Annotated in this window: 26 protein-coding genes, 1 other RNA gene and 2 pseudogenes; 17 read left to right on the top strand and 12 right to left on the bottom strand. The window is 71.0% G+C overall.

Going from position 1 to position 26,627, the window contains the following annotated elements; genetic code table 11:
* Nucleotides 1–15 precede the first annotated feature (15 nt).
* Nucleotides 16–633, top strand: coding sequence for a SigE family RNA polymerase sigma factor (locus ABZZ74_RS10940; RefSeq protein WP_356763358.1), 618 nt, complete (start codon nt 16–18; stop codon nt 631–633).
* 29 nt (nt 634–662) lie between these two features.
* Entirely contained in the window at nt 663–1,451 is a 789-nt protein-coding gene (locus tag ABZZ74_RS10935) for a hypothetical protein (protein WP_356763356.1), read from the top strand.
* 37 nt (nt 1,452–1,488) lie between these two features.
* Here the strand turns inward: ABZZ74_RS10935 and ABZZ74_RS10930 are convergent, their stop codons facing one another.
* Nucleotides 1,489–2,121, bottom strand: a complete 633-nt coding sequence (locus tag ABZZ74_RS10930) for a response regulator transcription factor (protein ID WP_356763728.1) — start codon at nt 2,119–2,121, stop codon at nt 1,489–1,491.
* A gap of 130 nt (nt 2,122–2,251) precedes the next feature.
* Here ABZZ74_RS10930 and ABZZ74_RS10925 point away from each other — a divergent pair, with 130 nt between their 5' ends.
* Entirely contained in the window at nt 2,252–3,106 is an 855-nt protein-coding gene (locus ABZZ74_RS10925) for an alpha/beta hydrolase-fold protein (protein ID WP_356763354.1), read from the top strand.
* 22 nt (nt 3,107–3,128) lie between these two features.
* On the opposite strand, the gene ABZZ74_RS10920 is transcribed toward ABZZ74_RS10925, so the two are convergent.
* Genes ABZZ74_RS10920 through ABZZ74_RS10910 form a run of 3 tightly spaced genes read right to left on the bottom strand, consistent with a single transcriptional unit; the run spans nt 3,129 to nt 6,073 of the window.
* Nucleotides 3,129–4,400, bottom strand: coding sequence for a sensor histidine kinase (locus tag ABZZ74_RS10920; RefSeq protein ID WP_356763352.1), 1,272 nt, complete (start codon nt 4,398–4,400; stop codon nt 3,129–3,131).
* Between the two features lie 15 nt (nt 4,401–4,415).
* Nucleotides 4,416–5,132, bottom strand: a complete 717-nt coding sequence (locus ABZZ74_RS10915) for an ABC transporter permease (RefSeq protein ID WP_356763350.1) — start codon at nt 5,130–5,132, stop codon at nt 4,416–4,418.
* A complete protein-coding gene (locus tag ABZZ74_RS10910) occupies nt 5,132–6,073 on the bottom strand; it encodes an ABC transporter ATP-binding protein (RefSeq protein ID WP_356763348.1) in 942 nt (313 codons plus the stop codon). Before ABZZ74_RS10910 ends, ABZZ74_RS10915 begins: the two co-directional genes overlap by 1 nt.
* 257 nt (nt 6,074–6,330) lie before the next feature.
* Here ABZZ74_RS10910 and ABZZ74_RS10905 point away from each other — a divergent pair, with 257 nt between their 5' ends.
* From ABZZ74_RS10905 to ABZZ74_RS10895, 3 genes are read left to right on the top strand one after another with little or no spacing between them, the layout of a single operon-like run.
* Nucleotides 6,331–7,188, top strand: coding sequence for a MaoC/PaaZ C-terminal domain-containing protein (locus ABZZ74_RS10905; protein ID WP_356763346.1), 858 nt, complete (start codon nt 6,331–6,333; stop codon nt 7,186–7,188).
* A gap of 29 nt (nt 7,189–7,217) precedes the next feature.
* On the top strand, nt 7,218–8,294 hold the full coding sequence (locus ABZZ74_RS10900) for a Zn-dependent alcohol dehydrogenase (RefSeq protein WP_356763344.1): 1,077 nt from the start codon (nt 7,218–7,220) through the stop codon (nt 8,292–8,294).
* A gap of 20 nt (nt 8,295–8,314) precedes the next feature.
* Nucleotides 8,315–9,253 (top strand): 3-oxoacyl-ACP reductase, encoded by a 939-nt coding sequence (locus ABZZ74_RS10895; RefSeq protein ID WP_356763342.1) that lies wholly within the window; start codon nt 8,315–8,317, stop codon nt 9,251–9,253.
* A 104-nt stretch (nt 9,254–9,357) separates the two neighbouring features.
* On the opposite strand, the gene ABZZ74_RS10890 is transcribed toward ABZZ74_RS10895, so the two are convergent.
* Both ABZZ74_RS10890 and ABZZ74_RS10885 read right to left on the bottom strand, forming a co-directional pair.
* Nucleotides 9,358–9,513, bottom strand: coding sequence for a hypothetical protein (locus ABZZ74_RS10890; protein WP_208783310.1), 156 nt, complete (start codon nt 9,511–9,513; stop codon nt 9,358–9,360).
* Between the two features lie 98 nt (nt 9,514–9,611).
* Nucleotides 9,612–10,805, bottom strand: coding sequence for a hypothetical protein (locus tag ABZZ74_RS10885; protein WP_356763339.1), 1,194 nt, complete (start codon nt 10,803–10,805; stop codon nt 9,612–9,614).
* A 243-nt stretch (nt 10,806–11,048) separates the two neighbouring features.
* Here ABZZ74_RS10885 and ABZZ74_RS10880 point away from each other — a divergent pair, with 243 nt between their 5' ends.
* From ABZZ74_RS10880 to ABZZ74_RS10870, 3 genes are read left to right on the top strand one after another with little or no spacing between them, the layout of a single operon-like run.
* On the top strand, nt 11,049–11,888 hold the full coding sequence (locus ABZZ74_RS10880) for a Nif3-like dinuclear metal center hexameric protein (RefSeq protein ID WP_356763337.1): 840 nt from the start codon (nt 11,049–11,051) through the stop codon (nt 11,886–11,888).
* Nucleotides 11,885–12,628, top strand: a complete 744-nt coding sequence (locus ABZZ74_RS10875) for a C4-type zinc ribbon domain-containing protein (protein WP_356763726.1) — start codon at nt 11,885–11,887, stop codon at nt 12,626–12,628. Before ABZZ74_RS10880 ends, ABZZ74_RS10875 begins: the two co-directional genes overlap by 4 nt.
* A 27-nt stretch (nt 12,629–12,655) precedes the next feature.
* Nucleotides 12,656–14,029 carry a bifunctional RNase H/acid phosphatase gene (locus ABZZ74_RS10870; RefSeq protein WP_356763335.1) on the top strand — a complete coding sequence of 458 codons (1,374 nt, stop codon included), beginning with the start codon at nt 12,656–12,658 and terminating at the stop codon, nt 14,027–14,029.
* On the opposite strand, the gene ABZZ74_RS10865 is transcribed toward ABZZ74_RS10870, so the two are convergent.
* Both ABZZ74_RS10865 and yaaA read right to left on the bottom strand, forming a co-directional pair.
* On the bottom strand, nt 14,030–14,692 hold the full coding sequence (locus tag ABZZ74_RS10865; protein WP_356763333.1) for a bifunctional 4-hydroxy-2-oxoglutarate aldolase/2-dehydro-3-deoxy-phosphogluconate aldolase: 663 nt from the start codon (nt 14,690–14,692) through the stop codon (nt 14,030–14,032).
* A gap of 73 nt (nt 14,693–14,765) precedes the next feature.
* On the bottom strand, nt 14,766–15,551 hold the full coding sequence (yaaA, locus tag ABZZ74_RS10860; protein WP_356763331.1) for a peroxide stress protein YaaA: 786 nt from the start codon (nt 15,549–15,551) through the stop codon (nt 14,766–14,768).
* 63 nt (nt 15,552–15,614) lie between these two features.
* On the opposite strand from yaaA, the gene ABZZ74_RS10855 reads away from it, so the two are divergent.
* Nucleotides 15,615–17,066: an RNB domain-containing ribonuclease gene (locus ABZZ74_RS10855; protein WP_356763329.1), complete on the top strand. Its 1,452-nt coding sequence runs from the start codon at nt 15,615–15,617 to the stop codon at nt 17,064–17,066.
* On the opposite strand, the gene ABZZ74_RS10850 is transcribed toward ABZZ74_RS10855, so the two are convergent.
* A complete protein-coding gene (locus tag ABZZ74_RS10850) occupies nt 17,017–17,580 on the bottom strand; it encodes a hypothetical protein (RefSeq protein WP_356763724.1) in 564 nt (187 codons plus the stop codon). The genes ABZZ74_RS10855 and ABZZ74_RS10850 overlap by 50 nt on opposite strands.
* A 35-nt stretch (nt 17,581–17,615) precedes the next feature.
* Nucleotides 17,616–18,380 carry a MerR family transcriptional regulator gene (locus ABZZ74_RS10845; protein WP_356763327.1) on the bottom strand — a complete coding sequence of 255 codons (765 nt, stop codon included), beginning with the start codon at nt 18,378–18,380 and terminating at the stop codon, nt 17,616–17,618.
* A gap of 130 nt (nt 18,381–18,510) precedes the next feature.
* On the opposite strand from ABZZ74_RS10845, the gene ABZZ74_RS10840 reads away from it, so the two are divergent.
* The 6 genes and pseudogenes from ABZZ74_RS10840 to ABZZ74_RS10815 all read left to right on the top strand — a co-directional run bounded on the left by ABZZ74_RS10840 (nt 18,511) and on the right by ABZZ74_RS10815 (nt 22,094).
* Nucleotides 18,511–18,933, top strand: a complete 423-nt coding sequence (locus ABZZ74_RS10840; protein WP_356763325.1) for a DUF4260 family protein — start codon at nt 18,511–18,513, stop codon at nt 18,931–18,933.
* Nucleotides 18,926–19,447 (top strand): TetR/AcrR family transcriptional regulator, encoded by a 522-nt coding sequence (locus tag ABZZ74_RS10835; protein ID WP_356763323.1) that lies wholly within the window; start codon nt 18,926–18,928, stop codon nt 19,445–19,447. The genes ABZZ74_RS10840 and ABZZ74_RS10835 overlap by 8 nt, the downstream gene beginning before the upstream one ends.
* 28 nt (nt 19,448–19,475) lie before the next feature.
* Nucleotides 19,476–20,297, top strand: coding sequence for an AraC family transcriptional regulator (locus ABZZ74_RS10830; RefSeq protein WP_356763321.1), 822 nt, complete (start codon nt 19,476–19,478; stop codon nt 20,295–20,297).
* 22 nt (nt 20,298–20,319) lie between these two features.
* Nucleotides 20,320–21,105, top strand: a pseudogene (locus ABZZ74_RS10825) (DMT family transporter); the annotation flags it as partial.
* Between the two features lie 148 nt (nt 21,106–21,253).
* An RNA gene (gene rnpB / locus ABZZ74_RS10820) (RNase P RNA component class A) lies at nt 21,254–21,670 on the top strand.
* Between the two features lie 271 nt (nt 21,671–21,941).
* On the top strand, nt 21,942–22,094 hold the full coding sequence (locus ABZZ74_RS10815) for a hypothetical protein (RefSeq protein WP_356763319.1): 153 nt from the start codon (nt 21,942–21,944) through the stop codon (nt 22,092–22,094).
* Nucleotides 22,095–22,264: 170 nt separating this feature from the next.
* Here the strand turns inward: ABZZ74_RS10815 and ABZZ74_RS10810 are convergent, their stop codons facing one another.
* Both ABZZ74_RS10810 and ABZZ74_RS10805 read right to left on the bottom strand, forming a co-directional pair.
* Nucleotides 22,265–23,509, bottom strand: a complete 1,245-nt coding sequence (locus ABZZ74_RS10810) for a PE-PGRS family protein (protein ID WP_356763317.1) — start codon at nt 23,507–23,509, stop codon at nt 22,265–22,267.
* Entirely contained in the window at nt 23,502–25,586 is a 2,085-nt protein-coding gene (locus tag ABZZ74_RS10805) for an AAA family ATPase (RefSeq protein WP_356763315.1), read from the bottom strand. Before ABZZ74_RS10805 ends, ABZZ74_RS10810 begins: the two co-directional genes overlap by 8 nt.
* A gap of 446 nt (nt 25,587–26,032) precedes the next feature.
* Between ABZZ74_RS10805 and ABZZ74_RS10800 the strand changes: the two are divergent.
* Nucleotides 26,033–26,627 (top strand): annotated as a pseudogene (locus tag ABZZ74_RS10800) (hypothetical protein); the annotation flags it as partial.

The following is a 26,627-nucleotide window of genomic DNA, read 5'->3' as shown; positions in this document are numbered from 1 at the left end:
GTCTAGGAGGTGCCCATGGGGGATCGCAAGGAAGCTCGGGACATGGAGTTCCAGAGCTTTTTCATCGGCCGCTGGCCGCGGCTGCTGCGGACGGCATTTCTCCTCACGGGGGAGCAACACGCCGCCGAGGACCTGGTCCAGTCGACGTTCGAGCAGGTCTATGTGGCCTGGCGCAAGGTCGGTTCGGCGGACGATCCGGAGGCGTACGTACGGCGCGTGATGATCAACGCGCACAATCGCAAACACCGCAGAAGGCTGCGGGAGTTCCTCGCGCCGAAGGACGACTCGGGGCTGGTGCGCGAGGTCGCCGACACCGGTGACCGCATGGCGCAGGCCGACGACCGGGGTGTTCTGCTGAAGGCGCTGGCCGAGTTGCCGGCCCGGCAGCGCGAGGCGGTGGTCCTGCGGTACTGGGAGGACCTGACGGAGACCCAGGCGGCCGAGGCGATGGGCTGCTCGGTGGGCACGGTCAAGAGCAACGCGGCCAAGGGGCTCGCGAAACTCCGTGCCATACCGGGACTGGCCGACATGGTGACCCGGCCCGGCCTCATGGAGGCCCGGCCCGGTCTTGAGGAGCGGCCCGGTCTTGAGAAGCGGCCTCTTTTGACTGACCCGAGCGGGGGGCGGAACTGATGGGCGCGGAGCGGGAAGCGAGCCACGACATGACGGACACGGACATCGCCCTCCTGCTGGCCGACGCGGCGGACGGGGTCGAGATCGGTATAGCCCCCACCCAGGCGGTGATCCGCGGTGGCCGACGGCGCCGGGCCCGGCGCTGGGCGGTGGCCGCGGGTGCGGCGCTGGCGCTCGCCGGGACGACGGGCGCGGTGGCGCTGACGGGGCTGCCGGGCGGGGACGGGGCGCGGGTGACGCCGGCGGTCACGCGGCCGCCGGAGCACGTCTCCCTCACCGAGCCGCACCGTACGCAGTTGGCGAGCGGGGTGGAGGACGGCAAGGGCTGGCAGGTCTACGTCGACGTGTGGGACGCACCGCGGAACAAGGCGGAGGCGGAGACCCAGTTGACCGCGATGGCCGGGTACAGGGGCGAGTGGCCCGCGTCGGTGCGGACGGCCGCCGACCTGGTGGGCAAGACGACGTACTTCGTGCAGCGCAGCTACCAGGGCGACGAAGCGGTGGCGATCGAGAACTCGCTCTCCAAGGGCTCCGCCCAGGTCAGCACGGACATGGACGCGGGTGCGATCGGACTGGCGCCCGAATCCAAGCCGCTGCGGCTCGTGATCGGCCGGATCGCGAAGTCGGCCGAGGAGGTCACCTGCCTCTGGAAGGACGGGACGAGCACGGTCCTGCACCGGGTGGCGGGACAGCGTGCCAACGGAGACTTCAAGCAGGGCATCCGCACGGTGGAGGGCTCCCAGGACCGCTGGTTCGCGTGCCTGGCACCGAAGGGCACGGCCTACCAGGACGCTCGGGTGACGGGACTGGCGCCGTAACGGCTGACGGCTCACCGCACCGGGCGGCGACGACAGCTCACAGCCAGCCCTGCTGACGGGCCTCCCGCATCGCCTCCATCCGGTTGCGGGTGCCCGTCTTGCCGATGGCCGAGGACAGGTAGTTGCGGACCGTGGACTCGGACAGATGCAGCTTGGTGGCGATGTCGGCGACCGTCGCGCCGTCCACGGACGCCTTCAGTACGTCGCACTCGCGGGCGGTCAGCGGATTGGGCCCGGCGCTGAGCGCGGCCGCGGCGAGCGCGGGGTCGATCACGGTCTCGCCGGTCAGCACCCGGCGGATCGCGGCCGCCAACTCCTCGACGGGACCATCCTTGACGAGGAAACCGGCGGCTCCGGCCTCCATGGCGCGGCGCAGATAGCCGGGGCGTCCGAAGGTGGTGAGTATCAGCACCCGGCAGTCCGGTACCTGCTCGCGCAGATCGGCCGCCGCGTCCAGGCCGCTGCGGACGGGCAGTTCGATGTCCAGCAGGGCCACGTCCGGACGATGGGTCAGGGCCGCGTCCACGATCGCGTCGCCGGAGGCCACCTGGGCGACGACGGTCATGTCCGGCTCCATGCCGAGCAGTAAGGCGAGCGCGCCCCGCATCATCCCCTGGTCCTCGGCGAGCAGCACCCGCACGTTCTTCGCCGGGCGACGGTCCCGGGGCATCTCGTCCACGGGGCAAGGGTAGGGCGCGGGCGTGCCGGGGGCGGGTTGGAATAGGTTCCGTGGGGAGCGTGAACGTGAAGAAACCTTGATGGAATGTCCGAACGATCCCGCTTTCGGCAAGGAGGTGGTCGTGCCCCAGCCCCGGCACACCTATCAGGTTCTGCCCACCAGACGGATGCAGGGCATCGATGTGCCCTGGCCGCACGACGTGCACATCGCGCTTCCTCCGTCGTACGAGCACGGTGAGGGCGCCTACCCCGTCCTCTGGGTGACGGACGCGTCCCTCACCTTCCCGCTCGTCGTCGGCCTGCTGAACTGGCTCCACACCGTGCAGGAGGTCGCCGAACTCATCGTGATCGGCGTCGGGGCTCCCGACGAGAGCGATCCGGCGGAGTTCGGCGCGCGGCGGACCCACGACTTCTACGCGAGGCCGAGATGGGTCAACGCCGGGCTCGGCGGTGCGCGGATGGAGGCACTGGCCGGTGAGACGCCGACGCGTGGCGGCGGCGCCGACGCGATGCTGTCGTTCCTGGTCGACGAGTTGCGCCCGCGGTTGGCGACCGAGTTCCGGTGCGACGACGATCACGGCCTCGTGGGGTTCTCCGGTGGTGGACACTTCGTCGGCTACGCCCTGCTCTCCCGGCCGACGTCCTTCGGCCGCTACCTGGCCGCCAGTCCGGCCCTCAGTGGATGTGAGGACCTGCTGTTCACACTGGAGGCCGAGTACGCCAAGATCCACGACGACCTCGCGGCCAGGGTGTTCCTCGGCGCGGGTGAGGCGGAGCTCATCGATCCCTACGTGGCCGCCGCCGACATCGTCGGCTCGATGACCCGCATGGCACAGCTGCTGCGCCTGCGCGACTACCCGTCGCTGGAGCTCACCTCCCGCCTGTACCCCGGTCAGACCCACGGCTCGGCGTTGTCGTACGCGTTGAACGAGGGCCTGCGCACGCTGTACCCCGTCACCACCCCGGGCGACGGATGAGACTCCAAGGTGAGCCGGGTGGTCAGCGCGCGCTGGGTGCCGTGGCCGGCTCGGGGTCCAGCAAGCCGCCGGTCTCCACCGGGAGTTCGGCCGTGACCGTGAAGCCGCCGCGCGGCGCGGTACCGGCGGTCAGTGAGCCGCCGGCCGCCGCGAGGCGTTCGGTCAGCCCCGTCAGACCGGTGCCGCCGACGCCGGTGGCGGCCGGCACGGCGGGCTCGCCGTCGCCGTTGTCGGAGACGGTGAGCCGGACGTGCTCGGCCGAGGCGACCACGCCGATCTCGCAACGCGTCGCACCGGAGTGCCGTATGACATTGGTGACCGCCTCGCGCACCACCCAGCCCAGCAGGGCCTCGCTCTGCGGGGCCAGGGGAGCGCCGGAGCGGGTGACCACCGGTTCGACACCGGCCGCGGTCAGCACCGAGCGGGCCCGGTCCAGTTCGGTGCCGAGACTGCCCTCGCGGTAGCCGGTCACGGCCTCGCGGATCTCGGTGAGCGCCTGCCGGCCCACGGACTCGATGTCGGTGATCTGCCCGAGCGCCGCGTCCAGGTCGCGCGGGGCCAGCCGGCGGGCGGCCTCCGACTTCACCACGATCACGGACATGGTGTGGCCGAGCAGGTCGTGCAGGTCCCGGGAGAAGCGCAGGCGTTCCTTCTCGACGGCCTGGTGGGCCAGTTCCTCGCGGGCGGCGCGCAGTTCGCGCACCGCTTCGGAGAGGGAGAGGATCGCGGCCGTCACCATGGTGGAGATCCAGGTGGCGTAGGCGATGTTGAGGCCGGACCAGCCGTCGCGGAGGGCGGAGACCCCACCGGCGAGCACGGCGACGGCCGTGCCGGCCCAGCGCAGGTGCTCGCCCCGCAGCGCGGCGCCCGTCGCCAGGCCCAGCAAGGGGAAGAACAGCAGCCAGTTGCCGCCGTAGCCGCCGGCGAGGCCGCAGGTGATCGCGGCCATCAGGACCAGCGCCACCCGGGTGGAGGCCGCCTGACGCTTCTCCTTCACGAAGGAGCGGGCGGCGACGTAGATGTAGAGGGAGTTGAAGGCGAGCAGTCCCAGGCCGCCGATCCACGGGTTGGGGGTCTTGCCCTGGAAGAGGTTGGAGAACGCGCCCAGCCCCATCAGCAGCCAGGGAAGCAGGGAGAAGGCGGTCGGCGGCGGGCCCGGGTTCTCGGGCACCTCGGCGCCGGTGCGGCGTGCCTCCTTCGCCGCGGCCTTGAAGGCCTGCATGTCCGCCCGCCACCGCGCTCGCGCGGTCCGCCACTCGCGAAGCCGGCAGGCGGCCCCTCGCGTCCAGTACATCGGTCGCTCCCCCATTCAGACGGTCCGACCGGACCGCCGGTACGACAGCACAGCGTATGAACCGAACGCCAGCAACCAGGCGGACAGCACCGCGACCGCGCCGAGCGCCGGGGCGTGGCCGGACGCGACGGAGGTGCCGAGTTCGGCGAAGCGGTAGGTGGGGGTGTAGGCGGATACGGTGCGCAGCCAGTGCGGGAAGAGTGCGACCGGGAACCACAGCCCGCCGAGGACGGCCAGGCCCAGGTTGCAGGCCATGTTGGTGACGCCGGTGGTCTGGCCGGTGAGCCGGTAGCCGTTGCCCAGGCCCAGCAGGGTGAACGGCACCGAGCCCAGCCACAGCAGCACCGCGATCGCCGCCCACTGCCACACGGCCAGCCGTACGCCGTTGAGCAGGCCGCCCGCCGCCAGCACCGCCAGAATCGCCGGTACGACGGTCACCGAGCCGGTCAGGGTCCTGCCGACGACGACCTGGCGCGGAGTCATCGGTGTCACCCGCAGCTGCCGCAGCCATCCGATCGCCCGGTCCTCGGCGACTCCGCCGCCGGTGTTGAGCGCACAGCCGACCGCCCCGTACCCGGCCATCCCGACCATCGCACCGGTCTTCCAAGTGCCATCGTCCGCACCGAGGTTGGTGAACAGCAGGTACATCAGCACCGGCATCGCGATCCCGCCGATGACGAAACCGACGTCCCGCAGGGTGCGGCGCACTTCGAGCTTGAGGTAGTCGAACATCACGCTGCCTCCGTGACCGAATCCGTGACCGATTCCGTGACCGATTCCGTGACCGATGCGGTGAGGGCCAGGAACGCCTCGTCCAGGGACGCCGGGGCGACCTCCAGGCCGCGTATCGCGCCCATCGCCGCAAGGGCGACGACCGTCGCGTCCGGGTCGTCGGTGCGCAGCCGGGCCCGGTCGCCGCGGATCTCCAGGGACCGCACGCCCGGCAGCCGCTCCAGGCCGTCCGAGGGGCGGCCGGCGAGGTCGAAGGCGACCAGGCCGCCGCCGACCGAGCGCTTGAGCTGCTCGCCGGTGCCGTCGGCGATGATCCGCCCGCGGTCGATGACGAGGATGCGGTCCGCGTAGGTGTCGGCCTCCTGGAGGTGGTGCGTGGAGAACAGGACGGTGTGGCCGCGGCGCGCATAGCCCCGCATCGACGTCCAGAACGCCTGCCGCGCCTCGACGTCCAGGGCGGACGTCGGCTCGTCCAGCACGAGCAGTGCCGGGCTCCCGGCGAGGGCGAGCGCGAACCGCACCCGCTGGACCTGCCCGCCGGAGAGCCGGTCCACCCGGCGCCCCGCCAGTTCGGCGATCCCGGCCAGCTCCAGCGCCCGCGCGACCGGCATCGGCGCCGGGTAGCGCCCGGCGACGAAGGTGACCAGTTCCCGCACGGTGACCCGGGGCACCGCCCGCGCCTCCTGCAGCATCGCGCCCACCCGCCCGTCCCGCACCGCCCGCTCCGGGTGCGCGCCGAACAGCCGCACGGTCCCCTCGTCCGGCTCGATCAGCCCGAGCAGCAGCGAGATCGCCGTCGACTTCCCGGCCCCGTTGCGTCCGAGCAGCGCGACCGTCTCACCGGGAGCGACGGCAAGGTCGAGGCCGTCGACGGCCCGTACCGTGCCGTAGTTCTTGACCGCCCCCGTGAAGGACACGGCCGATTCGGTGTCCGATGTCATCCCTACGACTGTCATGCCTACGACGCTACGAACCCCGGCGCCCGCCCGGCAGATGCGCTTGTACGGAGCCGGGCAGTACAAATGTCCCGAACCCCGTCACCTGACACAGCGTCAGGAGCCTTCACAATGGCGGTGCGCTGGGCTATACAAGGGGCGCCGGACTGGAACGCGTTCTAGATCGGCCCGCAGCGACCTCGGTGCGGCCGACGGTGCGGACGGCCGCACCGGGGTCTTCAGTCGCCACCTTCAGGAGCCCCATGCCCATCGACGCAGCCAAGGCCCTCGCCGCCGAACCCCGGACCGGCGAGCTGACCTGGACCACCAAGGACGTCCAGCTCTACCACCTCGGCATCGGCGCCGGCATCCCCGCCACCGACCCCGACGAGCTGCGCTACACCCTGGAGTCCCGGCTGCACGTGCTGCCCAGTTTCGCCACCGTCGCCGGCTCCGGCTCACCGGGCGTGATCAGCGGACTGTCGATGCCGGGCATCGACGTCGACCTCGCCAAGGTCCTGCACGGCGGCCAGTCGCTCACCCTGCACCGCCCCATCCCGGCCCAGGGCACCGCCACCGCCACGGGCCGTATCGCCGCCGTGTACGACAAGGGCAAGGCGGCCGTCCTGGTCATGCGCACCGAAGTCGCCGACGCCGACGGCCCGTTGTGGACCAACGACGCCCAGATCTTCGTACGGGGCGAGGGCGGCTGGGGCGGCGACCGCGGCCCTTCCACCCGTCTCGACCCGCCCACCGGCGAACCCGACCGGACCGTCGAACGCCCGATCCGCGAGGACCAGGCCCTGCTCTACCGCCTCTCCGGCGACTGGAACCCGCTGCACGCCGACCCCGAGTTCGCCAAGCTCGCCGGGTTCGAGAAGCCCATCCTGCACGGGCTGTGCACCTACGGCATGACGCTGAAGGCGGTCGTCGACACGCTGCTGGGCGGGGACGTCGGCCGGGTGCGCTCGTACACGACCCGCTTCGCCGGCGTGGTCTACCCCGGCGAGACCCTGCGCATCCGGATGTGGCACACGGCGGAGTCCACCAGGGTCGCCGTCAGCGCCGTCGAGCGGGACGACGCGCCCGTCCTCGCCGACACCGTCGTCGAACACTCCTGAATCCCAGCTGACTTGAGGGGAGCCGCACCATGCGAGCAGCCGTACTGAACGAGATCGGCCAGGACAAGCTGGAGGTCCTCGAAGACGTCGAACCGACGGGCTTCGGGCCCGGCAGGGTGCGGATCCGGATACGCGCCACGGGGCTGTGCCACTCGGACCTGTCCGCGATGAACGGGGTGCTGCCGCAGCCGGCGCCGTTCGTGCCCGGGCACGAGGGCGCGGGCGAGGTCCTGGAGGTGGGGGAGGGCGTCACCCGTGTCAAGCCCGGCGACCGGGTCGTCGTCTGCTGGCTGCCCGCCTGCGGCGCCTGTCCGGCCTGCAAACGCGGCCAGACCGAACTGTGCCTGGCCGGGTTCATGAACGCCGGCACCCCCAACTTCAAGCGCCCCGGCGGTGACGTCTTCGGCTTCGCGGGCACCGGCACCTTCGCCGAGGAGGTCGTCGTCGACGCCGGGTGCGCGGTACCGATCCCCGACGACGTGCCCTTCGACATCGCCGCCCTGATCGGCTGCGGAGTCACCACAGGGCTCGGGGCGGCCCTCAACACCGCCGACGTGGAGGCCGGTTCGTCGGTCGCCGTCATCGGCTGCGGAGGCGTCGGCATCTCCGCGATCCAGGGGGCGCGGCTGAAGGGCGCTGCCGAGATCGTCGCCGTCGACCCGGTCGCCGCGCGCCGCGAGTCGGCGCTCAAGTTCGGTGCCACCAAGGCCGTTTCGCCCGACGAGCTGCCCACCGCCAAGCAGGAGGTCACCGGCGGTGAGGGCTTCGACTACGTCTTCGAGGTCGTCGGCAAGTCGGCCACCGCCCGCACCGCGTACGAGAACACCCGGCGCGGCGGCACCCTCGTGGTCGTCGGCGCGGGCGCCATGGACGACTTCCTGCAGCTCAACATGTTCGAGCTGTTCTTCGACGAGAAGCGCATCCTGCCGTCCATGTACGGCGGCGGCGACGTCCTGCGCTCCTACGAACGCACCATGGCCCTGTGGCGGGCCGGCCGCGTCGACCTGGAGAGCCTGATCACCCACCGGGTGCCGCTGAGCGAGATCAACGAGGCGCTGGACCAGATGCGTTCGGGGACCGCGCTGCGTACGTGCATCGAGATCTGACGCCTACGTGAAGGGTGCTCATGTCACTGCCACTTGAGGGACTGTCCGCCGTGGTCACCGGGGCGGGTCGCGGCTTGGGCCGGGCGGAGGCACTGGAACTCGCCCGGCTCGGAGCGGCCGTCGTCGTCAACGACTTCGGACAACCGGGCCGGGACGGCACGGGGGAGGCCTCCGCGGCCCCCGCCGAGAAAGTTGCCGCTGAGATCCGCGCGACGGGCGGCCGTGCCGTGGCGCACACGGGCGACGTGGCCGACTTCCAACAGGCCCGGGAACTCGTCGAGTTGGCGGTCGCGGAGTTCGGAAAGCTGGACGTCCTGGTCAACAACGCGGGCATCCTGCGCGACCGGATGGTGTTCTCCATGACCGAGGGGGAGTGGGACTCGGTCATCCGGGTCCACCTCAAGGGCCACTTCAACACGACTCACTTCGCCGCCGCCCACTGGCGCGAACGCTCCAAGGCGACGGGCGCCCCGGTCTACGGCCGTATCGTCAACACGTCCTCGGAGGCCTTCCTCGCGGGCTCCGCAGGCCAGCCCAACTACGCGGCGGCCAAGGGCGGAATCGTCGGCCTGACGACCTCGACGGCCCTCGCGCTCGCCAAGTACGGGGTCACCGCCAACGCCATCTGCCCCCGCGCCCGTACCCGTATGACCGAGGACGTCTTCGCCGGCTTCCAGGAACCCGACGACGGCATCGACCCGCTCTCGCCCGAGCATGTCGCCCCGCTCGTCGGCTACTTGGCCTCGCCCGCCGCGTCCCGCGTCAACGGACAGCTCCTCGTCGTGCACGGCGGCATGGTGGCGATCGTCGACCGGCCGCGGGTGCGGGCCAAGTTCGACAGCAAGCAGGACACGTTCACCTACGACGAGTTGGACGCGGTCCTCAGCCCGCACTACGCCGAACGCCCGGAGGGGGAGACGTTCGGGGCGGTGGAGGTGCTGGGCCTGAAACGCACGTAACTCGACACGTAACTCGAAGAGCCAGAAGGGCCAGAGGAAAGGGCCCGCACATCGGCAGTGATGTGCGGGCCCATTCCGTCTGCTCTCTGCTCTCAGGCAGGCTCTCAGGCAGCCGTCCCCGTGTCCTCGGACTGCTTGCGGTGACGGCCCTGAGGGGCCGTGTCACCGTCCTGGACCGAGACCGGACCCCGGTGACGACCGTGACCGGCGTCCTCCTGGGCCTCGGCGGACAGCGGCTGCATCGTGCTGGTGTCGCTCATCGGAAGGTTTCACCCCGTAACAACATGATCTTTCTAACAGCCCGGCGAGTGTAACCAGCACACCTCGGGCCGAATCCAGGCGCCACGGCCCATCGGCACTACTTCGTTACAAGACGTCCCAGCGGAGCCTCCCGCAACGGCACCGGACGCGCCACCACGGGCTCCGCCGGCTGTTCCTCCGGCGCTGTTGCGGAACTGTCGTCCTTCGCCGCGACAGAAGTGCCATTTCCGCCGACCGGATCCGTCGAGGCCACCGCACTCGGCACCGGATCCTGCGTGGGCAGGGTCACCCCGGCCACCCCGCACGGCACCTCGGGCGTGGAGTACGGCAGTTGCAGCACCCCGTCGGCCGTCCACACCCCCGTCCCCGTCAACCACCCCTCGGGCGCCGGGAGATGGTGCACCTGCCGCCGGTCCGGCCGCCACAGCGCCACCCAGCTGCCCATCGACCCGTCGACCCGGAGCGCCACCGCGCAGCTCTCCGGGACCAGCACCCGCCCCGGCTGGATCGCGAACGGCGTCACCGCACATTCCGGCACCCGCAGACACTCCGGGAACCGCACCGGCAGCGTGCTGCCCAGCACCCCCCACCCCAGCCGGTCCTCGCCGGGCGAGGGCGCGTCCGAGCGGATCAGCAGCAGCCCGCTGTCCGGGTCGGCCAGCAGCAGCCGGTCGTCGCTGCCGTCGGCGATCTGCAGGAACGGCGACACCTCGCCGCCCCGCTCCAAATCCACCACGATCGTCTTGGTCCGCCCCCCGACCTCCCGGTCCAGGGCCAGCATCCGCCCCGCATGGTCCAGCCACGCCCCGCCCGAGCAGCGCCCCGGGACCTCCGTCACCCGCTCGGGACCGAAGGCCCCGCCCGCCACCAGCCACAGCGTGCTGGAACGCCGGCCCACCGCGAGGGCGTACGCCCTCGCACCCCCCGGTGCCGGTGGCAGCAGCCCCAGCGAGGTGTCCGCGTCCGGGCACTCGACCGCGCCGATCAGCACCTCGCCGGTGCCGGGGCCGGTCGGATACAGCAGCGAGAAGACGTGCCGCCCCTCCGTCACCCGCCGGATGAGCACCCGCCCGTCGCCCATCGGCTGTACCTCGGTGCCGGGCTCCTCGGGCTGGTTGCCGGGCAGCGCCACGGCGTACGGCTCCGGGCCGTCCAGCGTCCAGCGCTCCGGGAACCAGCAGTCGCCGCCCAGGACGAGGCGGGCGGCGTAGGCGCCGTCAGCGGTGATGGTGCAGGCCGCCCGGGGAGCCTCGCCCCCCGGGGCCTCGGGCTCGATCGCACAGGCCCTCATCGTCTGGTCACCTCCGGCCACGAAGCTAGTTTTCGTACGCACGGACGTGGGACCACCAGGCTCACGCTTCACACATAAGGATGGCAGCGGAACGATTCGCCTGAGGGAAAGGGGGCGATTGTGCTGAAGGGGGCCATAGGGGCCGATCGGGGAGCAGCGGGGCGACGAGACCCGTACTCCCGGCCGCACTCCGACCACGGGCTTCGGTTCAGCGGCACAGATCAGGCAGGTAGCCTTTTGTCCGTGCCCCGTCTGTCTGAAGTCATCGCCGCGCTGGACAACCTGTGGCCCGCCGAGCGGGCCGAGTCCTGGGACGCGGTCGGCACGGTCGTCGGCGACCCCGACCAGGAGGTCACCCGGGTCCTGTTCGCCGTGGACCCCGTCCAGGAGATCGTCGACGAGGCGGTGAAGCTCGACGCCGACCTGCTGGTCACCCACCACCCGCTCTACCTGCGCGGTACGACGACGGTGGCGGCCTCGCACTTCAAGGGCCGGGTCGTGCACACCCTCATCAAGAACGACATCGCGCTGCACGTGGCCCACACCAACGCGGACACGGCCGACCCGGGTGTGAGCGACGCCCTCGCCGGCGCCCTGGACCTGCGGGTCGTACGCCCCCTCGTCCCGGACCCGACCGACCCCGAGGGCCGCCGGGGCCTCGGCCGCATCTGCGAACTGGACCACCCACTCACCCTCGCCGACTTCGCCGCACGGGCCGCCGAACGCCTGCCCGCCACCGCGCAGGGCATCCGCGTCGCCGGTGACACCGAGGCGACCATCCGCACGGTCGCCGTCAGCGGCGGCTCCGGCGACAGCCTCTTCGACCAGGTCCGCGCGGCCGGCGTCGACGCCTTCCTCACCTCCGACCTGCGCCACCACCCGGCCTCCGAGGCCGTCCTCCACAGCCCCCTCGCGCTGCTCGACGCGGCGCACTGGGCCACCGAGTGGCCCTGGTGCGAGCTGGCCGCAGCCCAGCTCGACGAGATCTCCGACCGCCACGGCTGGGACCTGCGCGTCCACGTCTCCAAGACGGTCACCGACCCCTGGACCAGCCACTCCCCTTCACCTGGAGCCCCCAACTGAACGCCGCGCCCGCCGACCAGATCCGACTCCTCGACGTCCAGGCACTCGACGTCCGCCTGCAGCAGCTCGCGCACCGGCGCAGGTCCCTGCCCGAACACACCGAGATCGAGTCGCTGACCAAGGACCTCACCCAGCTGCGCGACCTGCTCGTGGCCGCGCAGACCGAGGAGAGCGACACCGCCCGCGAGCAGACCAAGGCCGAGCAGGACGTGGACCAGGTGCGCCAGCGCGCCGCCCGCGACCAGCAGCGCCTGGACTCCGGCGCGGTGACCTCCCCCAAGGACCTGGAGAACCTCCAGCGCGAGATCGCCTCCCTCGCCAAGCGGCAGGGAGACCTCGAGGACATCGTCCTGGAGGTCATGGAGCGCATCGAGTCCGTGCAGGAGCGGGTGCGCGAGCTGACCGAGCGGGTCTCCTCCGTCCAGTCGAAGATCGACGACGCGACCGCCCGCCGGGACGCCGCCTTCGAGGAGATCGACGGCGAGGTGGCCACGGTGACCAAGGAGCGCGAGGTCATCGCCGCCACCATCCCCGCCGACCTGCTCAAGCTCTACGACAAGCTGCGCGAGCAGCAGGGCGGCATCGGCGCGGCCAAGCTCTACCAGCGCACCTGCCAGGGCTGCCGCCAGGAGCTCGCCATCACCGACATCAACGAGATCCGCGCGGCCGCCCCCGACACGGTGGTGCGCTGCGAGAACTGCCGCCGCATCCTGGTGCGCACGGCCGAGTCCGGTCTGTAAGGGCTGCAAGGGTAAGGGGCGCGTTCCGTGCGGGAGTTCATCGTCGAGGCCGACGGCGGGTCGAGGGGCAACCCCGGGCCCGCGGGCTACGGTTCTGTCGTCCTCGACGCGGCGACGGGGGAGCCCCTGGTCGAGGCGGCCGAGTACATCGGCATCGCCACGAACAACGTCGCCGAGTACCGGGGGCTGTTGGCGGGCCTGCGGGCGGCGCACCAACTGGACCCCTCCGCGACCGTCCATGTCCGCATGGACTCCAAGCTGGTCATCGAGCAGATGTCCGGCCGCTGGAAGATCAAACACCCCGACATGAAGCCGCTGGCCGCCGAGGCGTCCCGCATCTTCCCGCCGCACCAGGTGACGTACGAGTGGATCCCGCGGGAGAAGAACAAACACGCGGACCGCTTGGCGAACGAGGCGATGGACGCGGGGAAGCGGGGGGAGCAGTGGTCGGCGGCGGGGTCGACGGCGGAACTGGACGCGGGGGCGGCGCGCGCGGCGTCGGTTTCCGAGCCGCAGGGGACGCCGGAGGTTGCGGCGGTGAAGGCCGCACGCACGGCGACGGCGCCTGAACCGCAGGCGGCTTCGGGAGACGCGGCGGCTGGGGCGGCACGAGTCCGGGCGGCTCTGGCGAGCGGGCGGGGCGCGGAGGTTACGGCGGCCGAGTCCCCGCGTGACCGGACCGCAGAAGCCGGGCGTGCCGAGGGCACCGCCAAGTCGGCCGCGGACGTCCGTGCCTCGCGTGTCGTCGCCGGCCCCGGCTGGGCCCCCGCCGACATGGGCGCGCCCGCGACATTCGTACTGCTCCGGCACGGGGAGACCCCGCTGACCCCGCAGAAGCGGTTCTCGGGTTCCGGCGGCACCAACCCCTCCCTCTCCGACGTCGGCCGGGAGCAGGCCGAACGGGCGGGGGCCTCGCTGGCCCGGCGCGGGACCGTGCAGGCGATCGTCGCGTCGCCCCTCGCCCGGACCCGCGAGACCGCCGGTATCGTCGCCCGGCACCTCGGCCTGGAGGTGAGCGTCGAGGACGAGATCAGGGAGACGGACTTCGGTGCCTGGGAGGGCCTGACCTTCGCCGAGGTCCGCGAACGCTACCCGGACGACCTGACCCGCTGGCTGTCCGACCCCACGGTGGAACCCTCCGGCGGCGGCGAGAGCTTCGCGGCGACGGCGACCCGTATCGCGGCGGCGAGGGACAAACTCGTCGCGGCCTACGCGGGCCGCACGGTCCTGCTCGTCTCCCACGTCACGCCGATCAAGACCTTCGTCCAACTGGCCCTGGGCGCCCCGCCGGAGGCTCTGTTCCGGATGGAACTCTCGGCCGCCTCACTGTCGGCGGTCGCCTACTACGCCGACGGCAACGCGAGCGTACGGCTCTTCAACGACACGTCTCACCTGCGCTGATCACTTGCGCTGACGGAGCCCGGCGGCTTCCCGGGCAAGGGCCTCGACCCGCCCCCAGTCCCGGGCGGCCACGGCGTCCGCCGGAAGCATCCAAGTCCCGCCCACACAGCCGACGTTGGGCAACTTCAGGTACTCCGGGGCATTCCCGGCCCCGATCCCACCCGTCGGACAGAACCGCGCCTGCGGCAACGGCCCGGCGAGGGACTTCAGATACGCCGTACCCCCCGCCGCCTCGGCCGGGAAGAACTTCATCTCCCGCACCCCCCGCTCCAGCAGCCCCACCACCTCCGAAGCCGTGGACACCCCCGGCAGGAACGGCACCCCCGACCCCCGCATCGCCTCCAACAGCAAGTCCGTCCACCCCGGGCTGACCAGGAAACGAGCCCCGGCGGCCACCGACTCCTTCACCTGCTCCGGCGTGATCACGGTCCCGGCCCCGACGACCGCGTCCGGCACATCGGCGGCAATGGCCCGAATGGCCTCCAGCGCGACCGGCGTCCGCAGAGTCACCTCGATCGCCGGCAGCCCCCCGGCGACCAGGGCCCGGGCGAGCGGTACGGCGTCGGCGGCGTCCTCGATGACGACGACAGGGACGACGGGGGCGAGGTCCAGCACGGAGCCGGGCAGCCAGGAGGACACCGGGGAGGACAGCGGCGAGGTCATGACGTCATCGTGCCGCCGTAACGCAGCATGCGCAAAGCTCATTGCGCATGCTGCAACAGCGCGGGTCGCTCCCTCAGTGCACCTCGTCCACCAGCACATCGAGCGTCCACGCCCGCCCAGCCCCCTTCGGCGCCTCAACCTCCACCACATACCCCAGGTCCCGCAGCGCCTCCACCAGCTCCGCCGGCTCCTTCGGCGCGACCCCGGACGCCAGCAGACTCCGTACGATCCGCCCCTTGGTCGCCTTGTTGAAGTGGCTGACCACCTTCCGCGTGGGCGCGTGCAGCACCCGCACGCTGGCCGTCCTCCCAGCCACCTCCCCCTTGGGCTTCCAGGCGGCGGCATAGGCGGATGACCGCAGATCAAGCACGAGCCCACTGCCCGCGAGCTCGGGCAGCACGTCCGCCATGGGCGCCCGCCAGTGCGCGCCCAGCGCCCCGAGCCCGGGCAGCTTGACGCCCATCGAGCAACGGTAGGAAGGAATACGGTCGTTGACCCGCACCGCACCCCACAACCCGGAGAAGACGAGCAGCGACCGCCCCGCCCGCCTCTTCGCACCCGCGTCCAGCGAGCCCAGATCCAGAGCGTCGTACAGCACCCCGGTGTAGATCTCCCCGGCGGGCCGCGCCCCGGCCGTCATCAGCCCGGCGTTCTTGGCGACCTCGCCCCGCAGCCCCTCACTCAGCCCGAGCACCTCACACGCCTTGTCCTCGTCCCCGGCACACAGCTCCACCAGCTCACCGAGTACGGCCTCACGGGCGGCGGTCAGCCCCGGCAGCGACAGCGACTCCAACTTCAGCGGGGCACCACGGCCGGATGAGGCGGCCTTGCCTTCGGACGGGGGCAGCAGGACGAGCACGGACGATCTCCTTCTCTTGAGCTCCGCACAGCGTACGACCCCCGATCTGCATACCCTCGCTGTATGCCCCGCCGCCACATCCGCGTGACCGGCGCCCCCGAAGCCCCCCTCCGGGCCGCCCTCACCGCCCTGCGCACCGAACTGGGCGTAGCCGACGGCTACCCACCCGACGCCCTGGCCGAGGCCGAGCAGACCGCGAAGGCCCCGCCCCTCCCGCCGTACGACGCCACGGCCATCCCCCTCTTCACGATCGACCCGCCCACCGCCACCGACCTCGACCAGGCCATGCACCTCTCCCGCCGGAACACCGGCGGCTACCGCGTCCGGTACGCCATCGCCGACGTCGCCGCCTTCGTCGTACCCGGCGGGGCGCTGGACGCGGAGGCCCACCGCCGGGTGACGACCCTCTACTTCCCCGACGAGAAGGTCCCGCTCCACCCGCCCCTCCTCAGCGAGGGCGCCGCGAGCCTCCTCCCAGGCCAGGACCGCCCCGCGGCCCTCTGGACGATCGACCTCGACGCGGAGGGCCGTACCGTCGACGTCGACGTCCGCCGGGCCGTGGTCCGCAGCCGCGCCAAGCTCGACTACGAGGGCGTGCAGCGCCAGATCGACGAGGGGACGGCCGAGGAGCCACTCGCGCTCCTGAAAGTGATCGGCGAGCTGCGGGAGCACCTGGAGGTGGAGCGAGGCGGCATCTCCCTGAACGTGCCCGAGCAGGAGATCGTGGAGCGGAACGACGCGTACGAACTGACGTACCGCGCCCCGCTCCCGGCCGACGGCTGGAACGCGCAGATCTCCCTGCTGACCGGAATGGCTGCCGCCGACCTGATGCTGGCGCACGGCACGGGCATCCTGCGCACGCTCCCGGCCGCCCCGGACGGCGCCGTCGGCCGCCTCCGCCGCACCGCACGCGCCCTGCACATCGACTGGCCCCACCACGTCTCCTACGCCCACCTGATCCGCTCCCTGGACTCCCACAACCCCCACCACGCGGCCTTCCTCCAGGAGTGCACGACCCTCCTCCGCGGAGCCGGCTACACCGTCTTCCGTGACGGCCACCTGCCCGCCCTCACCAGCCACGCCGCAGTGGCCGCCCCCTACGCCCACTGCACGGCCCCCCTCAGACGCCTGGCCGACCGCTACGCGTCGGAGATCTGCTTGGCCGCGGTGGCGGGCGAGCCCCCGCCCGACTGGGTGCTGGGTGCCCTGGACGCGCTGCCGCACGAGATGGCCGACGGCAACCGCCGCGCGGGGACGGTCGAGCGGGAGTGCGTGGACATCGTGGAGGCGGCGCTGCTGAAGGACCGGGTGGGGGAGGAGTTCGACGGCTGCGTGGTGGAGGTCGAGGAACGTCAACCAACCGTGGGAGTGGTGCAGTTGACGTCCCCGGCGGTCATAGGCCGCATCGAGGGCGGCACTCTCCCCCTCGGTCGTCTCCCTCTCGGTGAACGCCTCCGGGTCCGCCTCACCCAGGCCGACCCGGCAACGGCGAAGGTACGTTTCGCGCCCGCATGATCTCCCGTACGAGGGCCTCGGCGTCGTCGGCGTGGAAGCGGACGAGGCGGACGGCCCGTCGACGGCCGAGGAAGGTGACGTGGGGGACGGGCTCGGTGAGTTCGAGGGTGAGGGTGGTCTGCGAGCCTACGGGTACGTCGAGTTCGCCCTCCGCCCGCTGATGGGTGGTGCGCAACTCCCGCCGCACGCCGGCGATCCGCTCCAGCGGAACGGTGAGGTCGACGTGCCCGCCGTTCCGGATGCGCAGGGAGTCCGCCCCGAGGACGTAGGGCCGTACGACGGACGCGGCGTGCAGCCCGATGACGAACAGGACGGTGTAGAGGTCGAGGACGAGCACGATGCGATGCGCGACGGGATGGTCCCGCAGCAGCACGGACATCGTCAGCGTCTCGACCACGCACACGAACGCGAATCCGAACATCACGGCGCCCTGCCCCCGCGCGTACCCGAAGCCGGTCTTGCCGACGGTCCCGTCCGTCCGCCGGGCGACCCACAGGACGATGCCGACAAGCATCCGCACCTCATGCCGGACGAGGGCGTACACGGTCCTCACGGCCCTTCCCCCTCCTCACCCAGGATGCGGAGGGTGCGGCGGATGGCCTCCGCCTCGGCGGGAGCGAAGTCGGCGTAGAAGGCATGCATGAAACTGTCGCCGCCGTTGGCCGGGTTGGAGGGTGGCAGCAGTTCGCGGGGCAGACAGGCGGCGAGCGCGCGGGCCGCCTCCTCGACGAGCGGATCGGCGGGATCCGCGTCGGCGAGCCGGTCGAGCAGCGCGTACGCCTCGGTCACCCGCGCTACGGCGTCCGGGGAGCCGAAGGCGGTGTGCAGCACGTCGATCAGGCGCTCCCGCTCCTCCGGTCCGGCCGTGGTCTCGATGAGCGCGAGCATCTCGCGGTCCTTGGCGGCCATGGGGGAGTCGACGGCCACGCGGCTCATGTCGCCGAACGGGGCGGCCAGGCGGGGTGAGACGGGCCCTTCGACGGGCAGCCCGTCCTCGGCCTCCAGCAGCACCCGCAGCCGTACCCTCCGCTCCCGGATCGCCGCCTCCTGCCGCGCCAGATCCTCGTCTAGCTCGGCGAGCACCTCGGCGAGGTCCTTTCCGGCGTCGTCGGCGAGCACCTCCCGCACTTCCGCCAACCCGAGCCCCAGCTCGGTCAGCCGCCGAATGCGGGCCAGCACGACGGCGTGCCGAAGCGTGTAGTCCCGATACCCGTTGGTCAGCCGCTCGGGTTCCGGCAGCAGGCCCTGGTGGTGGTAGTGGCGCACGGCCCGCGTGGTGACACCGACGGTGGCGGCGAGTTCTCCGATCCGCATGGCACCAGTAGAGAGGTTGACGTAGCGGCAGGGTCAAGGGAGCCCTTGACGGCTAACGCTGTTAGCCATACGGTTGTCGACGTCGCAGGCTAACGTCGTTAGCCTCACTAGAGACCATTGGGAGCCCGTAATGAGCACCAGCCCGACCGCAACCGCCCGCCGCTCCTCGGTCACCCTCGTCGTCCGCCGTACCGCGTGGCTCGCGAACGCCCTGTTCTGGTCCGCTTTCGCGGTCCTCGAAGCCATGAACCACGGCTGGTTCGCCGGCACCCTCGCGTTCGTCTTCCTCGTCCTGCCGGACCTGACCTTCCTGGTCGCCCTGGACGACGCGCCCCGTATGGCGAAGGGACAGCTGGCGCCGCGCGCGGTGCCGTACTACAACGCGATGCACCGCGCCCTGGTCCCGCTGGCGCTGCTGGTTGTGTACGCGGTCCAGCCGTACTTCGCCTGGGCGCCGGCCTTCGCGGCGCTGTGCGGCTGGCTTGCCCACATCTCGTACGATCGCGCCTTCGGCTACGGGCTGCGGACGAAGGAGGGCTTCCAGCGTGGGTGAACGACTGGCGCCGAGGGCCGGCGAGATCGCGGCGGTCGCCCGGGACATCCTCGAGGACTCCGGGCCCACCGCCCTGACCATGCGGGCCCTCGCCGACCGCCTGGGCATCAAGGCGCCGTCCCTCTACAAGCACTTCCCCGACAAGAACGCCCTCGAGGTCGAGCTGATCGCCCAGATGCTGGAGGAGTCGGCGGCGGCACTGGAGGCGGCGGAGGAGCGCGAACCGGGTTCACTGACGGCGCTCGCGGACGCGTACCGCGCCTACGCGCTCTCCCACCCGCACCTCTACTGCCTCGCCACGGAACGCCCCCTGCCCCGCGCCGCCCTCCCGCCGGGCCTGGAGGACCGGGCGGCGATGCCGCTGATGCGGGCGTGCGGCGGCGATCTGGACACGGCCCGGTCCCTGTGGGCCTTCGCGCACGGGATGGTGATCCTGGAGATCCACGGCCGGTTTCCGGACGACGCGGATCTGGGGGCGGCATGGAAAAGGGGCCTGAGAGCGTTCCACCCTTAGAGCGACGAAGGGGTCGAAGGGGGAAGCGATGGCCGAACAGGCTTGGTGGACGAGGGCGCGGCTGGGCCGCTGCGGCCCCTTCCTCGACCTGCTGACCGCCCACTTCGACAAACACGTCTACTCCCCGCACGCTCACGACGAGTTCTCGGTCGGGGTCTGCGTCGGCGGCTCCGAGGTCATCGACTACCGAGGCGGCCACATCCGCCCGGGCCCGGGCTCGATCGTCGTCCTGGCCCCGGACGAGGTGCACACCGGCGGCCCCGGCAACGCGACGGACGGCTACGCCTACCGCGCCCTCTACGCCGACACCACCCTCCTCACCGACGGCACGGTCGGCGGCCTCCCACACTTCCACGAACCGCTGATAGACGACCCGGAGCTGTTCGCAGCCATCCTCGCCGCCCACGTCGAACTGAGCGCCTGCCCCGATCCCTTGGAGACGGAGTCCCGCCTCCCGTGGCTCCTCACGGCCCTGGCCCGCCGCCACTCGACGGCCCGCCCCATATGCGACGAGGTCCCGGGCGCCGAGCGCATAGCAAGGGTCGTAAGAGACCGCCTGGCGGACGAACTGCTCGACCCCCCGTCCCTGGCAGCCCTCGCCACAGAGCTGGACCTGTCCCGCTACCAGCTCCTCCGCGCCTTCCGTACGACGATGGGGATACCGCCGTATGCCTGGCTGGCCCAGCACCGCGTGACCCGGGCCCGCCGCCTCCTGGACGCGGGCCTGCGCCCGGCGGAGGTCGCGCCCCTGGTCGGCTTCGCGGACCAGGCCCACCTGACGCGCTGGTTCCGCAGGGTGCTCGGGGTGACGCCGGCGGCGTACCGCAACAGCGTTCAAGACGGCAGGTAGCGGGTCGGCCGATCCTGTCGGCATGACTGCACGCGGCTGGTTCCTGTTCTCCCTGATGGGAGTGGTCTGGGGCATCCCCTACCTGATGATCAAGGTAGCGGTAGACGCTCCGTTGTCCCCGTCGATGGTGGTCTTCACGCGATGCGCGCTGGGAGCGCTCCTGCTGCTCCCGTTCGCGATCCGCGGAGGCGGCCTGCTCAGCGTCCTCCGCTCCCACTGGCTGCCGATGCTGGCGTTCGCGTGCATAGAGATCATCGGCCCGTGGTTCACCCTCACGGACGCCGAACGCCACCTGTCCAGCTCGACGGCGGGCCTGCTGATAGCGGGCGTGCCGATAGTGGGGGTAATGCTGGCCCGGTTCTTCGGCAACACGGAGCGACTGGGCGCACGTCGGATGGTGGGCCTGGGGCTAGGCCTGGCGGGCGTGGCCGTCCTGACCATCCCCCACCTCACCGGCGGAGACGCCCGCTCCCTGGTCGAGGTGTTCCTGACGGTCCTCGGCTACGCAACGGCCCCCCTGATCGCATCCCGCTGGCTGAAGGACGTCCCCACCCTGCAGCTCACAGCCCCGTGCCTGGCCCTGGCGGCCCTGGTCTACGCCCCATCGGCGGCCCTCTCCTGGCCGTCCTCCGTCCCCTCCGCCTCGGTCCTGTCGGCCCTGCTGGGTCTGGGCGTGATCTGCACGGCCCTGGCCTTCGTCGCCTTCCTGGAACTGATCAGGGAGGTAGGCCCGACCCGGGCGACGGTCTTCACGTACGTCAACCCGGCGGTGGCAGTCGCGGCAGGGGCGCTCTTCCTGGGCGAGGACCTGACGTGGGGCATCGGAGCGGCGTTCACGCTGATCCTGGCGGGCTCGGTACTGGCGACGACGGGTCCAGTAGCCGCTGCCCCTGACGACCCCGCCGGTCCGTCCGCGGGCACCCCCACCCGCCGGGTAGCATGGTCATCACGGCAGACGAGCCGGGCGGACGGCCGCGTGGAGTCCCCTTGAGGGCCTCCCCGAGGAACGTCCGGGCTCCACAGGGCAGGGTGGTGGCTAACGGCCACCTGGGGCGACCCACGGGACAGTGCCACAGAAAACAAACCGCCCAGCACTTCGGTGCCGGGTAAGGGTGAAACGGCGGTGTAAGAGACCACCAGTGCCCAGGGTGACCTGGGCAGCTAGGTAAACCCCACCCGGAGCAAGGTCAAAAGGGAGTTCCTTCCAGGGATTGGAACGGGGCTCCTGCGGGGACGTTCGAGGGCTGCCCGCCCAAGTCCCCGGGTAGACCGCACGAGGTCGATGGCAACATCGGCCCTAGATGGATGGCCGTCTCCCCGGCCGCCGTGAGGCGACCGGGCGACAGAACCCGGCGTATAGCCCGACTCGTCTGCCGCTACCTGCGGCTTAGTCTGGGAAGGGGCCTCTGATCTGGGGCGGGGGCTCTTTCCGATCTCTCGAAGGCTTGCAGTGTTAGGCGGAGGGAAGCCCCTCCAGGTTCCTAAGATCATCGAACTCCTTGCAGGATTCGGTACTCCGGCGGACTCACCGGCTCCATGGTCCGAAGGCCCGCCAGGATCTGCGGTCGGAGGGGCCCTTCAGGGGAGGCCCGCAGCCGTTTCCGTCGGCGAATTTTTGGCTGGAACATCGACAACAGCTTCGACGTGTTCAAGTACGGGGCGGGTGTGATGGTGGTGCGTGTCGAGGGGCTGCTCCTGTCGCTGATCGCCATTGCGCTCACCACCCCGGTGGACGACAGCACGAGTGAGATGCGGATGCTGTCTACAGCCGAAAGCCGCGACGACTTCCGTTTCTGACGCCCTTCTCAATCTCGTCTTCCGAGCCGAGGCCCTGCCCGAGGCCCACGAGAGACGCCGTGTGCTGCTCGCGCATGAAACTGGGACCAGGGCGCCGCGTCGGTGGTACGCCCGGTTCTGTTCGTCAGACACGCGGGTCGGCACGACCCGTGATCCTCCCGGTGATCGGCTCAGGGCAACGCCGCCCTGATCCATGCGCTCGCATGCCCAGGGTCCGCCTGGGTGTCCACGCCGAGGACATGGATGGTGCCGAGCCGCCCCCGCGGGCCGCCCACCTGGAGAACGCGGTGGGTGTGCCCCTCTGACCGAGGGTGGATGATCACACCGCACGGATCACCACTGGGGGTGTAGCCCGCGCTGTACGTGAGCAGTTGGTGGACGTCATCGGCGCTGACGCCATGGCGGTCGTAGCGCTTGTACTTGGCGTCCACCGGCAGCAGAGCGCGTTGCGATGTGCCGGGCAGGGGGAGGCTGAGCAGCAGATCGGGGCGGAAGGTCGAGGCGTTTCCGAGGTCCCCGCGGACGGTGATGGCCGTGTCACCGCCGCTCGAGAGGGCACGGCCACCCAGGGAGACCCCGGCTTCCGTGCCGAGCCGTCGGACGACGGCCTCCCACAGCGCGGGCATGGCCAGCAGCAAGCCGTCTGCCGAGTTGCCTTGGTCGGCGAGCAGGTCGGTCACGCCTCCGCCGTTCAGGAGCAGTCGCGCCCACGTGTGGGCGGGGCGGTAGCGGGCATTCAGGCGCGTGTACGAGATCCGGTCCAGGGCGTGGAGGGTTGCGGCCGGGACGGCAGGACGCGGGAACGCGCCCGTGATGCCGTGCAGGTCGCGTGCCAGATCTGGACTGCCTGTCAGAACGAAGGCGGCCTTCAAGGCAGTTGCCAGGACCCGGTTGTCCCAGATATCCGTCTCGCGGTCGAAGGTGCGTATGTGTAGCCGATCGAGTTGGCCGTATCGGCGGGTCGCCTGGGCGGCGACGTCGAGGCGACCTCGGAGCACCGGCTCGACGCCGTCGTGCCGGACGTAGTCGCGGCGGAGCCCTTCGCGGACCAGTTGCTCACACTGCTCCAGCAAGGCCGCGGCGACGAGGTCGGCGTAACCGTCAGGTTCGGTTGTCCAGCGTCGTACGGACACCCGGACGGGGGCGGGCGCGTTCAGAGCGTAGGCGAGCCAGCTCATGAGCCGCTCGCCCGGTATGGCGAACTTGGGCTCGATGACGAGACGGACGCGGTCCAGGACCAGGACCCCGACGGTCGCCCCGGCCCTGAGCCGCCACCCCGACCGGTCAGGAGCCAGGGTGAGGTGACGCCCGGCCTCGAGGGCACGCAGACGCTCGACGTCCCGGGGGGTGAGCCGATCGCTGTCGAGCGGGGCGGACTGGTACTCGCCGATTCGGATCTCGGCTCGGTCAGGCATCGGGGCCTGGCTCGCCGTTGGTGAACTCGGTCGCCAGGGCGGCGGCTAGGTCCTGCGCGGACATGACTGCGACGCGCCCGGTGCCCGGGTCGACCAGGCCGCCGAGGATGCGGTGCAGTAGGTCGGCCCGGCCGAGGCAGTAGTCCTCCAGAAGCGGGATCACCTCGTGGTGGAAGGCGGCGGCCAGATCCTCCTCGGTCGCGATCGGCTCGCCGTCCCGGAGGAGGTAGGCGTGCCCGAGTTGGTGATCGGCGTCGAGGTGCCTGGTGATGCGGGTGTTGAGGGACTCGAAGAACGCTGCGAGGTCCAGGGGACCGACCGTGCCCGACACGGCGTCCGGATCGGGATCGACGGGCAGGAAGGCGAACCGGCGGCGCACGGCGGCGTCCAGGTGGCTGATGCTCCGGTCCGCGGTGTTCATCGTCCCAAGGATCCGGACGTTCGGCGGCACGGAGAAGCTGCGCTTGCTGACGGGCAGGTCGAGCGGCAGGCCGCGCTTGTCGAGTTCCAGAAGCGTGATCAACTCGCCGAAGATGCGCGGCAGATCGCCGCGGTTGATCTCGTCGATGATCAGCAGGTACGTCTGCTTGGGCTGTTCGGAGGCCCGGCGGCACAGGACGTGGAACAGACCGTCGGCGAGGGAGAGGGTGAGTCCGGGCCCGGTGGCGCTGAGGTCGGGTTTGAAGCCTTCGACGAAGTCCTCGTAGCCGTAGGAGGGGTGGAAGGTCACCATGCGGACCTGTTCGCCGCCGAGTACGTCGGACTGGGCCAGGGCGCGTTGGGCGGGCTCACCGTTGATCATCTCCGTGCGTCCTGCCAGGACGAGGGCGGTGCTGAGGGCGAGCCGGGTCTTGCCGGTGCCGGGCGGTCCGTGCAGGATCACCTGCCCCTTGCGCTTGAGTGCGTCCAGCACGGCCTGCACGTCCGCGGGGACCGTGGCCGGTGGGGTCGCCTGCGAGGCGGAACCGGCCTGGTGCGCGGTGAACTTGACGAACTGGGTCGGGTCCACCTTGGCGAAGGTGGACCGCCATCCGTGCTGCGGCTTCGCCAGCTTCTGCGCGTGGGAGACGTCCCAGCTCACGGGAACGACATGTTGATACTCCGGCCGGTCCGGCAAGAAGTGGTAGTTCCCGGTGACCGTTCCGGTGGCCAGGATCTCGTCCATGCCGCGGTTGGCCACGATCCGGTCGCCTGCCTCCAGATCCCGGAAGGCCAGCAGCCGCCGCGCGGTCGTGAGACTACCGCCGCTGCCGCGCGGCCAGTGCTCGTCGAGGGCCGTTTTGAGTTCCGTGTCGGTCTGGAACGCGCTCAGGTCGCCGAGTTCGTCCCACCCCACGCAGATGAACCCACCGTCACGGCACTCCTCCCACAACCGGCCTCGCTCACCCGGGGCGATCTTCCAGATCGTGCGCACCCGAGGACGTGGATCGAAGTCCTGGTACAGGAAGGTCATCACCTCGTAACCGGTCCAGCCCTCGAACTCGGGCCGTGACCGCACAAGTTCCAGCAGCCTGCCGTTGCTGCGCCAGGTCGGCGAGTCGGCCGGCGCCGTGCCCCCCAGCAAGGCGAGGAACCTCCGCATGTGTTCGGCGGAGTACACGGGTAGGAAGTGCTCGGGGAAGTAAGTGGCCAGCGACTTGGTCACCAGGGCGGGACCGAACCGCAGCAGCTCCAGGTCGTCCAGCGCCTCGAAGTCCCCTGCCGCCACCGCCTCGAAGGCCTGGACGAACTGCCCCCGCAGCTGCTCCCACGCTTCCTGCGGATCCAGGCCACGCAGCGGCGCGGCCATCCGCCATTCACCGGAGTTGTGGCGATACATGATGTGCTTCGCCGCGCTGCCGCCCCTGATACTGCCCAGGTTCGGCGTGCCGAACTCGATCAGCCGGCAGTACGTCGTCCCCGAACGGGAAGGGTCCAGACCCAGCGCGTAGCGCTCCAGCGGCAGGCGCGCCCACTCCTCCAAGGGGAACTGTCCGAGCACCTGCTTGCGCTCGTCCGCTGCCGAAGCCTCATCCTCGGCCACAGCGCTCCGGTCGAACCCTGCCGCAGTCGTCCACACGTCCAACCCGTCGGTCATGGCGTCATCCTGCCGGATCACCAGGCGCCGGGGCGACGGGGTACGTTCCACGACGCCCGGGAGCGATCAAGTGCGCCCGGTGGATACATTGTTGGCCGTTGGCTGTCCGTAGCGACCGATCGACCAGCCCCCAGGGAGAGGCCCATGCTGCCCGGCGATTGCTGGCGACTGTAACGCGGCCGCCTCAGGGCGGCAGGGAGTAGGGCCGCGTCGACGGATCACTCGCGAGCATGGGGCACCGGACTAGCGCAGCCCGAGGGCGCCAGGGGCGCATAGGGCCAGAGCCCTGCGCAACCTCGAAACCCCGTCATTGTCCCTCGCCACCGCCCAGGTAACCTCTAACCCGTCGTCATCGCGGCCCGACGGGCTTCCGCTCCACCTCGGTGGAGTCTCGAAGGACACGCCCCCACCCGCACGAGTCTTTTCGTGCTGTCCGGGGGAAGTCCTTGCTGTTCCGCGCGTCTGCGAAAACGGTCGCCGCCATGGCGCTCGACAGTTCGCTCTATCTCCACCTCACCGAGCAGTTCACCCACATGCATGGCTACCGGCCCAACCCCTCGGAGGCGCGGTCCTGGGGACGGAGCGTCCCCGCGCTGACCGCCGCGCTCAACGACGCGGGCCTCGGTGACGTCGAGGTCATGCTGGAGTACGCGCTCCCGATGAACAGCAAGCGAGCCGACGCGGTCCTCGCCGGAATCCACCCAAGCACGGGTGAACCCTCCTATGTCGTGGTGGAGCTTAAGCAATGGAGCGATGTCGTCCCGGATGAGGATGACCCGGTCCTTTGCCACGTCCCTTCCTATACTCAGCCGGTCCTCAACCCCATCGAGCAGGTGCGCCGGTACTGCGAATACCTCGTCAACTTCAACGGCGCTGTCGCCGGCCGCCCTGAGCTTGAAATTAAAGGTTTCCCCTCGGTCCTCCGGGTCGATGGGTGTCCTTTTTATGCCGGTGTTTGCCGACGGGGTGGCGGGGTGCGGCGCTGCTGGTACGGCCTCGTGGGCGGCCTGGGCCGGGACGGGTGGCTTTCGGCGGTTTCGC

The organism is Streptomyces sp. NPDC006476, from assembly GCF_040612015.1.
In the GTDB taxonomy this organism is placed as follows: Bacteria; Actinomycetota; Actinomycetes; order Streptomycetales; family Streptomycetaceae; genus Streptomyces; species Streptomyces griseorubiginosus_B.
This window is presented reverse-complemented; position numbering and strand designations above follow the sequence as displayed.

Excerpts from the sequence above, each read along its gene's own strand:
- ABZZ74_RS10910 (WP_356763348.1), bottom strand. The coding sequence starts at position 6,073 with ATGACATCGGACACCGAATCGGCCGTGTCCTTCACGGGGGCGGTCAAG.
- ABZZ74_RS10930 (WP_356763728.1), bottom strand. The coding sequence starts at position 2,121 with ATGCCCCGGGACCGTCGCCCGGCGAAGAACGTGCGGGTGCTGCTCGCC.
- ABZZ74_RS10840 (WP_356763325.1), top strand. The coding sequence starts at position 18,511 with ATGAGCACCAGCCCGACCGCAACCGCCCGCCGCTCCTCGGTCACCCTC.
- ABZZ74_RS10850 (WP_356763724.1), bottom strand. The coding sequence starts at position 17,580 with ATGCTTGTCGGCATCGTCCTGTGGGTCGCCCGGCGGACGGACGGGACC.
- ABZZ74_RS10805 (WP_356763315.1), bottom strand. The coding sequence starts at position 25,586 with ATGACCGACGGGTTGGACGTGTGGACGACTGCGGCAGGGTTCGACCGG.
- ABZZ74_RS10895 (WP_356763342.1), top strand. The coding sequence starts at position 8,315 with ATGTCACTGCCACTTGAGGGACTGTCCGCCGTGGTCACCGGGGCGGGT.
- ABZZ74_RS10885 (WP_356763339.1), bottom strand. The coding sequence starts at position 10,805 with ATGAGGGCCTGTGCGATCGAGCCCGAGGCCCCGGGGGGCGAGGCTCCC.
- ABZZ74_RS10905 (WP_356763346.1), top strand. The coding sequence starts at position 6,331 with ATGCCCATCGACGCAGCCAAGGCCCTCGCCGCCGAACCCCGGACCGGC.
- ABZZ74_RS10830 (WP_356763321.1), top strand. The coding sequence starts at position 19,476 with ATGGCCGAACAGGCTTGGTGGACGAGGGCGCGGCTGGGCCGCTGCGGC.
- ABZZ74_RS10900 (WP_356763344.1), top strand. The coding sequence starts at position 7,218 with ATGCGAGCAGCCGTACTGAACGAGATCGGCCAGGACAAGCTGGAGGTC.
- ABZZ74_RS10935 (WP_356763356.1), top strand. The coding sequence starts at position 663 with ATGACGGACACGGACATCGCCCTCCTGCTGGCCGACGCGGCGGACGGG.
- ABZZ74_RS10855 (WP_356763329.1), top strand. The coding sequence starts at position 15,615 with ATGCCCCGCCGCCACATCCGCGTGACCGGCGCCCCCGAAGCCCCCCTC.
- ABZZ74_RS10915 (WP_356763350.1), bottom strand. The coding sequence starts at position 5,132 with ATGTTCGACTACCTCAAGCTCGAAGTGCGCCGCACCCTGCGGGACGTC.
- ABZZ74_RS10920 (WP_356763352.1), bottom strand. The coding sequence starts at position 4,400 with ATGTACTGGACGCGAGGGGCCGCCTGCCGGCTTCGCGAGTGGCGGACC.
- ABZZ74_RS10890 (WP_208783310.1), bottom strand. The coding sequence starts at position 9,513 with ATGAGCGACACCAGCACGATGCAGCCGCTGTCCGCCGAGGCCCAGGAG.
- ABZZ74_RS10865 (WP_356763333.1), bottom strand. The coding sequence starts at position 14,692 with ATGACCTCGCCGCTGTCCTCCCCGGTGTCCTCCTGGCTGCCCGGCTCC.
- ABZZ74_RS10810 (WP_356763317.1), bottom strand. The coding sequence starts at position 23,509 with ATGCCTGACCGAGCCGAGATCCGAATCGGCGAGTACCAGTCCGCCCCG.
- ABZZ74_RS10845 (WP_356763327.1), bottom strand. The coding sequence starts at position 18,380 with ATGCGGATCGGAGAACTCGCCGCCACCGTCGGTGTCACCACGCGGGCC.
- ABZZ74_RS10940 (WP_356763358.1), top strand. The coding sequence starts at position 16 with ATGGGGGATCGCAAGGAAGCTCGGGACATGGAGTTCCAGAGCTTTTTC.